11 protein-coding genes and 1 pseudogene are annotated in these 7,764 nt (G+C 64.9%); 6 read left to right on the plus strand and 6 right to left on the minus strand.

Going from position 1 to position 7,764, the window contains the following annotated elements:
- Positions 1 to 107, minus strand: a 107-nt coding sequence (locus MAXJ12_RS36545; protein ID WP_008834782.1) for an alpha-D-ribose 1-methylphosphonate 5-phosphate C-P-lyase PhnJ, incomplete at its 3' end; no start/stop codon positions are given.
- 359 nt (positions 108 to 466) lie between these two features.
- Between MAXJ12_RS36545 and MAXJ12_RS05465 the strand changes: the two genes are divergently transcribed.
- Positions 467 to 898: a type II toxin-antitoxin system HicB family antitoxin gene (locus MAXJ12_RS05465; RefSeq protein ID WP_008834784.1), complete on the plus strand. Its 432-nt coding sequence runs from the start codon at positions 467 to 469 to the stop codon at positions 896 to 898.
- Positions 899 to 921: 23 nt separating this feature from the next.
- Here MAXJ12_RS05465 and MAXJ12_RS05470 read toward each other — a convergent pair whose 3' ends face one another.
- Genes MAXJ12_RS05470 through phnG form a run of 3 tightly spaced genes read right to left on the minus strand, consistent with a single transcriptional unit; the run spans position 922 to position 3,111 of the window.
- Entirely contained in the window at positions 922 to 2,028 is a 1,107-nt protein-coding gene (locus MAXJ12_RS05470) for a carbon-phosphorus lyase complex subunit (RefSeq protein WP_008834785.1), read from the minus strand.
- Position 2,029: 1 nt separating this feature from the next.
- On the minus strand, positions 2,030 to 2,641 hold the full coding sequence (gene phnH / locus MAXJ12_RS05475; protein ID WP_008834786.1) for a phosphonate C-P lyase system protein PhnH: 612 nt from the start codon (positions 2,639 to 2,641) through the stop codon (positions 2,030 to 2,032).
- On the minus strand, positions 2,641 to 3,111 hold the full coding sequence (gene phnG / locus MAXJ12_RS05480; RefSeq protein WP_008834787.1) for a phosphonate C-P lyase system protein PhnG: 471 nt from the start codon (positions 3,109 to 3,111) through the stop codon (positions 2,641 to 2,643). Before phnG ends, phnH begins: the two co-directional genes overlap by 1 nt.
- A gap of 100 nt (positions 3,112 to 3,211) precedes the next feature.
- Here phnG and phnF point away from each other — a divergent pair, with 100 nt between their 5' ends.
- On the plus strand, positions 3,212 to 3,964 hold the full coding sequence (phnF, locus tag MAXJ12_RS05485) for a phosphonate metabolism transcriptional regulator PhnF (RefSeq protein ID WP_008834788.1): 753 nt from the start codon (positions 3,212 to 3,214) through the stop codon (positions 3,962 to 3,964).
- An 8-nt stretch (positions 3,965 to 3,972) separates the two neighbouring features.
- Here phnF and pdxY read toward each other — a convergent pair whose 3' ends face one another.
- Both pdxY and MAXJ12_RS05495 read right to left on the minus strand, forming a co-directional pair.
- Positions 3,973 to 4,857, minus strand: coding sequence for a pyridoxal kinase PdxY (gene pdxY / locus MAXJ12_RS05490; RefSeq protein ID WP_008834789.1), 885 nt, complete (start codon positions 4,855 to 4,857; stop codon positions 3,973 to 3,975).
- Between the two features lie 6 nt (positions 4,858 to 4,863).
- The gene (locus MAXJ12_RS05495) at positions 4,864 to 5,118 is read right to left on the minus strand and encodes a hypothetical protein (RefSeq protein WP_008834790.1); all 255 of its coding nucleotides are present in this window, start codon (positions 5,116 to 5,118) and stop codon (positions 4,864 to 4,866) included.
- Between the two features lie 144 nt (positions 5,119 to 5,262).
- On the opposite strand from MAXJ12_RS05495, the gene MAXJ12_RS05500 reads away from it, so the two are divergent.
- The 4 genes and pseudogenes from MAXJ12_RS05500 to MAXJ12_RS39820 all read left to right on the plus strand — a co-directional run.
- Entirely contained in the window at positions 5,263 to 5,901 is a 639-nt protein-coding gene (locus MAXJ12_RS05500; RefSeq protein WP_008834791.1) for a LemA family protein, read from the plus strand.
- Positions 5,902 to 6,141: 240 nt separating this feature from the next.
- Positions 6,142 to 6,933, plus strand: a complete 792-nt coding sequence (locus tag MAXJ12_RS05505) for a TPM domain-containing protein (RefSeq protein WP_008834792.1) — start codon at positions 6,142 to 6,144, stop codon at positions 6,931 to 6,933.
- Between the two features lie 10 nt (positions 6,934 to 6,943).
- Positions 6,944 to 7,579: a TPM domain-containing protein gene (locus MAXJ12_RS05510; protein WP_008834793.1), complete on the plus strand. Its 636-nt coding sequence runs from the start codon at positions 6,944 to 6,946 to the stop codon at positions 7,577 to 7,579.
- A gap of 92 nt (positions 7,580 to 7,671) precedes the next feature.
- Positions 7,672 to 7,764: pseudogene (locus tag MAXJ12_RS39820) on the plus strand (GNAT family N-acetyltransferase); the annotation flags it as partial.

The following is a 7,764-nucleotide window of genomic DNA, read 5'->3' on the forward strand; positions in this document are numbered from 1 at the left end:
GGCACCTGGTAGCCGGGAATGGCGATGCCCTTCAGGATCGCCCGGCGGATCATTCGCTTGGTCTGCTCGTCGAGATAAGCGAAGTTGTAGGTGGCGATTTCAGTCATTATGCGCGCTCCATGCCTTCGGCATAGCCGGGCTGCCGTTCAGGACGCCGCTTGCTGCACGCACAAAAATGTGCGAGTTTCATTTTGCTCGGGGGGAGTGACGAATGAAACGTGAGGCTCTGATCCGGGAGCTGCGGGCTCTGGCCAGAAAGCAGAACAAGGACTTCGAAGTATTTACGAACAGAGGAAAGGGTTCCCACTACCGTGTGAGACTCGGAGACAGGATGACTACCGTCCAGTCCGGCGACCTGTCTGACTTGAAGGTGAGAACCATCAAGAAGCAGTTGGGAATCCTGTAACTTTTGGGCGGACGCTTTGGAAAGAGCCGCTGGTCGACAGCACCCACAGTGGAGATTGAAATGGAATACACCTTCGCGGCGAAGATCGAACCCGATCCCGATGGCGGATTCCTTGTGACCTTTCCGGACGTCCCGGAAGCGATCACCGGCGGCGATAACATGGTAGAGGCTCGGGCCAACGCCGCCGAGGCGCTCGGCTTGGCGCTGCGGGGTTATCTGGTTCTCGGTTGGCCGCTTCCGAAGCCCGCCACAAGACGCAAGGGACTGGTGGCTGTGCCGGTCAACGCGGCGACGGCGTTGAAGCTGGCTGTCGTTGAGGCGTTCAATGCCAGTGGCCTGTCGAAATCCGAGCTTGCCCGCAGACTGGGCAAGGCCGAGGGAGAGGCGCGCCGCATCCTCGACCCGGATCACCCTACCAAAGTTCAGGCGCTTGAAGCCGCGCTTGCGGCGCTCGGCAAGGAAATCGTGGTTTCTGTACGCGACGCAGCCTGACGAGGCTGGGCAGGTTTGGACGTTCATTCCGCGGCCTCCTTGCGAATGTCGTCCGGCGCGGATTTTGCCTCGTGTTCGGCTCGCATGCGGCGCACCAGGTCGAGTTCGGCCTGGAAGTCGACATAGTGCGGCAGCTTCAGGTGCTCGACGAAGCCGGTCGCCTGGACATTGTCGGAATGCGAGATGACGAACTCCTCGTCCTGCGCCGCGGCGACCACATCCTCGCCGAACTCGCGGGCGCGCAGCGCCCTGTCGCAGAGCGCCATCGCCATCGCCTTGCGCTCCGACTGGCCGAAGACCAGGCCGTAGCCGCGGGTGAATTGCGGCGGCGCCTTGGCCGAGCCTTTGAACTGGTTGACCATCTGGCATTCGGTGACGCGGATGCGGCCGAGCGTGACCGGGAACGGCAATTCCGGCACATCCAGCTCCAACTCGACCTCGCCGATGCGTATTTCGCCGACAAAGGGATGGCTGCGGCCATAGCCGCGCTGCGTCGAATAGCCGAGCGCCAGCAGAAAGCCTTCGTCGCCGCGCGACAGCGCCTGCAGGCGGATGTCGCGCTCCATCGGGAACTCCAGCGGCTCTCGGGTGATGTCGCCGGTGACGTGGCCGTCCGGCAGGCTGCCGTCGGGCTCGATCAGCCCTTCATGCGCCAAGATTTCGGAGACGCGCGGCATGGGTTTGGCCGCGGCTTCGCGCCGCTCCGGCTGGGCGACATCCGCGCCGCCGGCCAGGTCCGGATCGAGCAGGCGGTGCGTGTAGTCGAATGTCGGGCCAAGCAATTGCCCGCCCGGCAGGTCCTTGTAGGTCGCCGAGACGCGGCGTTCGACCTGCATGGCCGCCGTGTCGATCGGGCGGGTATAGCCGAAGCGCGGCAGTGTGGTGCGGTAGGCGCGCACCAGAAAGATCGCCTCGATCATGTCGCCCCGCGCCTGCATGAGGGCGAGAGCCGCAAGTTCCCTGTCGTAAAGGGAACCCTCCGCCATCACCCGGTCGACGCCGAGCCCAAGCTGCTCGACGATCTGGTCGAGGCGCAGCGCCGGCACGTCGCGGTCGCCGCGCCTGCGGTCGGCAAGCAGCGCATGCGCGTTGCCGATGGCGGCTTCGCCGCCCTTCACGGCCACATACATGTCAGGCCTCCATCGTCTTGATGCGGGTGGTGCGCGGCAGGCAGGCGACATGATCCGGCGCAGCCAGGATCACATCGACGCCGCGCGGAAAACGGCCGTGGTTCTGCTTCCACTGCTCGACGAAGTGGCGCGGCAGCGGCGTCGGCGAGATCGTCGCCTCCGTCTCGATACCGGGACCTTCGAGGCGAAGCGGGAGGCCTGATGTCAAGCTCTCGACCGCAAGGATCAGCGTTGCCGAGCGGTCGGGAAATTCCTGGTTGCCCTGGGCGAAATTCTCCAGCGCAATCATACCGGCCGGGTCGCAGACCAGAGCGAAATGCGCTTCCGCCGGATTGTGCGCCAGCGGCGCGCCTGTGTGGAAGCCAAGCCAGGTCTTCGCAGCGTCCGACGCCAGCAGCGCCTGGTCGAGCCAGAGCGGTGTGTCGTGGTCGCACAGCGTCAGCGCCACGGCCGCCGCGGTGGGCGTCAGCGGAGCTGGCGGCGAGGCGGGGCGGCCGATCGGCTGCACCGTGCCGGGCCGCGCCATGGCTTCCATGACCGTGCGGAACACCGACTGCGCGTCGAATACGGGATCGGCGAAACCGCCGTCGATCGATTGGCCGAGCATGTCCATCAGTCCTCGCCTCGTACCATGGTGAAGAAGTCGACCTTGGTGGCGGCCGTCTCCGCGCGCCGTTTTTCGTCGGCGCCCAATTGCGCAGCCTTGAGCGGCGCGATGATCTTCTCCTCGATTTCGGCGCGGCGGGCGGGGTTCTGCCAAAGCGCATCGGCGATCGCCGAAAGCCTCGCCTTCTCCTTGTCGCGGCCAAGCGCATAGGCGTGGCCGACCTCGCCGCCGGGCAGCCGCACCGTCGCCCGCGTCACCGTCGCCTCGCCAAAATTGAACGGCGCGCCGGCGCCGCCGATGCGTCCGCGCACCGTCACCAGCCGGGTTTCCGGCCCGCGCAGCGCCTGCGCATCCGTCTGGATGCCGGCCGCATCCCACAGCCGCCTGATCTCGCCGCCGGAGGCGACTGTCAGGACGGCCATCGCAGCCTTGCGCCCGGCGCTCCGCTCCGCTTCTTCCCGCCTGCCGTTCTTCATGACTCTACGTCCATCTATTTGTCTATTGTTCTATACAACCAAACAAATTATAGCTGGGTTCTAGCGCGTGTCCATGACGTGTGCGTGACAGGAGAAGAATTTGATCGGGACCGGACTGGAGCGGGAGGTGACGCGCAGGAGCGGCGTGGCGCTATGGCGTCAGATCGCCGACCAGATCAGGCAGGCTATCGGCACCGGAACGCTGGGCGCCGATGGCCGGCTGCCGCCGGAACTGGCGCTGTCGGAGCGTTTCGGCGTCAACCGCCATACGGTGCGCAGCGCGATAGCGGCGCTGGTGCAGGAAGGCGTACTGAGGGCCGAGCAGGGTCGCGGCACGTTCGTGGAAACGCGCCGTCGCCTCGCCTATCCGATTGCGGCCCGGACCCGCTTTTCCGAAGGTCTGGAAGGTCAGGCGCGCGACCGCCGCAGCAATCTTCTGTCACATGCGATCGAACCGGCGACCAGCCGGGTGGCCGAGGCTTTGGACCTGCCGCAGGGCGCGCCGGTGCTGCGGCTTGAAACCATGGGCGAGGCCGATGGCCGGCCGGTGTCTCGTGCGACGAGCTTCTTCCACGCGAACCATTTTGCCGGCTTCGAAAATGCGTTCGCGCAGAGCGGCTCTATTACAGCCGCGCTTCAGGAATTCGGCGTGTCCGACTATGTCCGCCGCTCGACGCTCGTTTCGGCGCGGCATGCGGACTCAGCCGACCTCGCTGATCTGCGCCTGTCGCCCGGCGCCATCGTGCTGGTGACGGTTGCGATCAACGAAACCCTGGACGGCTCGCCGCTGCAGTTCTCCGAAACGCGCTTCGCCGCCGATCGGGTCGAACTTTCGGTCTCGGGTCAGGCCTGACCGAGGCGTTATGCGCGCCGGTCGCGGCCCGGATGCGTGAGGTGGCGCAACTGCACCATCGCCATCGGGTGTGAAAGGCTCTGCGCATCGGTCTCGAGCTGCAGCTCGTCGCCGCCCCGTTTCGCCGTGCGCGCCAGGATCTCGTAAACGGCGGCGGTGGTCGACTGCAGCGCCTTGGCGGCAGGCTGCCCGTCGAGCAGGCGCGCCAGGAACACGGCGGCGGTCAAGTCGCCGAGCCCGTTCGGCGGCCGCTCGATGATCCGGTGCTCGGCGAGCAGCGCCGCTGATGGGGTCAGGAGCAGATTGCCGATGCCGCCCGCGATCATCGCCGGCGCGGACGTGACCAGCATCGTCGCCGGCCCGGCATCGTTGGCGGCTGCGATCACCGAGCGCATGTCGTCGAGCTTGGCGCCCGCCATCCATTCCAGCTCATAGCGGTTCGGGGTTGCGATGTCGGCGATCGGCACCAGCACGTCGCGCAACGCACGGGCCAGCGGCTCGGCGACATAGAGGCCGCCTGCATCGCCCATGACCGGATCGCAGATATAGGTGGCGCGGGGATTTTTGGCGCGCACCGCCTGGACCAGCGAAGCAACCGCATGTGCCTGCTCGGCATTGCCGAGATAGCCGGACAGCACGCCGGCGACTTCGCCCAGCCACGGCGCTTGCTCGAGGTCCTTCATCAACGCCGCAAATTGTTCCGGTTCCGGCACGATCCTTGTCGCCCGGCCATGGCCTGGATGCCAAGGCAGTATGACCGTGGGCACCGCCCAGACCGGATATCCCAGCGTTTCGAGCGCGAAGACCGCGGCGCGATTGCCCACAGAGCCGCGGGCGACATGACTGGAAACGACGATGACCGCGCGCGGCGCGTCGGCTTCAACCAAATTCATCTGACCCTACCCGCGCACCAGGAAAATCACCAGCCAGACGATCAGGCCGATTGTCACGACCAGCCCAATAACACGTCCGATGCGCGTTCCCCAATATTCGATCGGATCGGCGGGATCGGCATCCGCAGCCGTCAAATGGTCCCGCGTGCGCTTTGCTGTGCGCGAGACCAGCGGCGGCGGGGCGCTCGAATCGGCCTCGCGCGCGATGCGGTCGAGAATTCGCCGCGATTCCGTATCCCTGTCGGGTTCCCTGCCTGCCACTGAAAGCCTTCCTTGTGCACGAAGAGCCTAGCGCGTTTGGGCAGGCGAGCACAGGCATGGGCCGCATATCTGCGAGGCCAGCCATTCCTTTGGCCCGGCAATGTGGTAATCGTTCACCATTCTGTGATGACCCAAGGAGTTTCCATGCTCGCCCAGCGCCTTTTTTCCCCTTCCGTTTTTCGCAGTTTCCGGGCCGTGCTGGTCCTGGCGTTTGTTCTGCCGGCTTTGTCGGCATGCGGCTTCAACACCATTCCGACGGCCGAGGAACAGGCAAAGGCCGCATGGAGCGAGGTGCTCAACCAGTATCAGCGGCGCGCCGATCTCATTCCGAACCTCGTAGAGACCGTGAAGGGCTACGCCGCGCATGAAAGGGAAGTGCTGCAATCGGTCGTCGAGGCGCGCGCCAAGGCCACCCAGACAACGCTTTCGCCTGAAGGGCTCGAGGATCCCGAGGCGTTCAGGGCTTTCCAGGAAAGCCAGGCGGGCCTGACCGGCGCGCTGTCGCGGCTGCTCGCGGTGGTCGAGAACTATCCCGATTTGAAGGCCAACCAGAACTTCCTGGCCTTGCAGGCGCAGCTCGAAGGCACTGAAAACCGCATCGCCGTCGCCCGCCGCGACTACATCGAAGCGGTCCGGGTCTACAACACGTCGCTGCGCACCTTCCCGTCTCTGCTTTGGGCAAACTTCTGGTTCACCGACAACGAACCGTTCCAGAATTTCACCGTGGCGGAAGACAAGATCGAAGTCCCGACAGTGGATTTCGGCACCCAGCAGGGCGGGTAGTTTCGCCCTGCTAACGTGAACCGGTCAGCCTTGCGTTCTTTCGCGCCCCCCTCAGCCCTGAGCTTTGTCGAAGGGCCGGACATCTCCCCCTCAAGGGGGGAGATTGGCCGTTTGACTGCCATCGCCAGTTTTCTGCGTTCCAAAGTGGCCGCGGCGGGAGATGACAGCCAATCTCCCCCCTTGTGGGGGAGATGTCCGGCAGGACAGAGGGGGGCAACGTCGAGCGCCGGCCTGACGCTGATGGCGATACTGGCCATTCTGCTTTTCCTCCCGCTCGCCGCCCTCGCCGCCGAACTGCCGGCGCTCACCGGCCGCGTGGTCGACAATGCCGACCTGATGAGCGCTGCCGAAGAGGCGGGACTGACGGAAAAGCTCGCCGCCTTCGAAGGAAAATCCTCTGACCAGATCGTCGTTGCCACCATCGACAGCCTCGACGGCGAAGCGATCGAGCCTTTCGCCAACCGGCTGTTTCGCGCCTGGAGGCTTGGCCAGGCCGGCGAGGACAACGGCATTCTGGTCGTCGTCGCAAAGTCGGACCGCAAGATGCGCATAGAGGTGGGCTACGGCCTCGAAGGCACGCTGACCGACCTGCATTCGAAGCTGATCATCGAAAACACCATGGTTCCCGCCTTTCGCGCCGGCGATTTTGCGGCCGGTATCAGCGGGGCCGTCGACGACATCATCATGGTGCTGGAGGGCAACGCCGCCGAACTGGAGGCGCGCGCTGAGCGCAACCAGGAAACCGGCGACGAATTTCCCGATCTGGTGGTCGTCCTGTTCGTCATTGTCTGGGGAACGCTGTTCTTCGGCGGCTTCGCCATCGCGTTCCTTGCGCCGATCTTCGGCAAAAAACTCGGGCCGGGCCGCTACCGCTGGCTCGGAATGAACGTTTCTTTCGGTGGCGGCTCTTCCGGCGGCGGGTATTCGGGGGGCTCATCCGGCGGCGGCTGGTCGTCGGGCAGCAGCGGAGGCGGCGGGTTTTCCGGTGGCGGCGGCTCGTCGGGCGGCGGCGGTTCTTCGGGGAGCTGGTAAGGTGCGCAATATGTCACGACCCCTGAGCGCCGAAGAGCACGCCCGCATCACAGGGGCGATCCGGACCGCCGAACAAGGCACGTCAGGCGAAATCTACTGCGTCGTCGCTCGTTCGAGCGACAGCTATTTCTTTCCCGCCGCCTTCACGTTGATGGTGGCTATGCTCATAGCCAGCCTCGTTGCCGCTTTCGCGCTCGAATATTGGTGGCTGACGCTGCGCGCGCCGCTGTTCGTGGCGGCGCAGATGCTGGCGCTCGGCTCCGCGCTGGTCTTGCTCTGGCTGGTTCCGTCGCTTCGCATCCTTCTGGTGCCGCGCCAGCTGCAATATCGGCGGGCGCACGACAATGCGCTGAAGCAGTTCCTTTCCCGCAACGTCCACGTCACTGCCGCGCGCACCGGCGTCCTCATTTTCGTTTCGTTGGCAGAACGATATGCGGAAATAGTAGCTGACAGCGGTATAAACAGCCGGGTTGCGCAGCCGGTGTGGGACGATGTCGTGGGCAGTCTGATCGCAGATGCACGAAGGGGGAATTTGGCCGACGGCTTCGTTTCGGCCGTGGGAACTGTCGGAAAGCTCCTGAGCGAGCATTTTCCCGTCGAGGCAGGCGACCTCAACGAACTCGACGACCACCTGGTCGAGATCTAGGCTATACTGATCTAAGCCGCCTGTGCACGGCCGCGACCGGCCTTACAGGACTCTTGCGTTTCCGGTCCGGCCGCGTTTATGGTTAACCAGTCATGAATACGGTAACCATCGACATAAGAAGGGCAGAGCCGCGCGACGCGCCGGCCATAGCCGATGTGCATCATCAGGCATGGCGGGGGGGCGCT

The organism is Mesorhizobium alhagi CCNWXJ12-2 (genome assembly GCF_000236565.1).
In the GTDB taxonomy this organism is placed as follows: domain Bacteria; phylum Pseudomonadota; class Alphaproteobacteria; order Rhizobiales; family Rhizobiaceae; genus Allomesorhizobium; species Allomesorhizobium alhagi.

Excerpts from the sequence above, each read along its gene's own strand:
- phnH (WP_008834786.1), bottom strand. The coding sequence starts at position 2,641 with ATGGACATGCTCGGCCAATCGATCGACGGCGGTTTCGCCGATCCCGTA.
- MAXJ12_RS05465 (WP_008834784.1), top strand. The coding sequence starts at position 467 with ATGGAATACACCTTCGCGGCGAAGATCGAACCCGATCCCGATGGCGGA.
- MAXJ12_RS05510 (WP_008834793.1), top strand. The coding sequence starts at position 6,944 with ATGTCACGACCCCTGAGCGCCGAAGAGCACGCCCGCATCACAGGGGCG.
- MAXJ12_RS05470 (WP_008834785.1), bottom strand. The coding sequence starts at position 2,028 with ATGTATGTGGCCGTGAAGGGCGGCGAAGCCGCCATCGGCAACGCGCAT.
- MAXJ12_RS05500 (WP_008834791.1), top strand. The coding sequence starts at position 5,263 with ATGCTCGCCCAGCGCCTTTTTTCCCCTTCCGTTTTTCGCAGTTTCCGG.
- MAXJ12_RS05505 (WP_008834792.1), top strand. The coding sequence starts at position 6,142 with ATGGCGATACTGGCCATTCTGCTTTTCCTCCCGCTCGCCGCCCTCGCC.
- phnG (WP_008834787.1), bottom strand. The coding sequence starts at position 3,111 with ATGAAGAACGGCAGGCGGGAAGAAGCGGAGCGGAGCGCCGGGCGCAAG.
- pdxY (WP_008834789.1), bottom strand. The coding sequence starts at position 4,857 with ATGAATTTGGTTGAAGCCGACGCGCCGCGCGCGGTCATCGTCGTTTCC.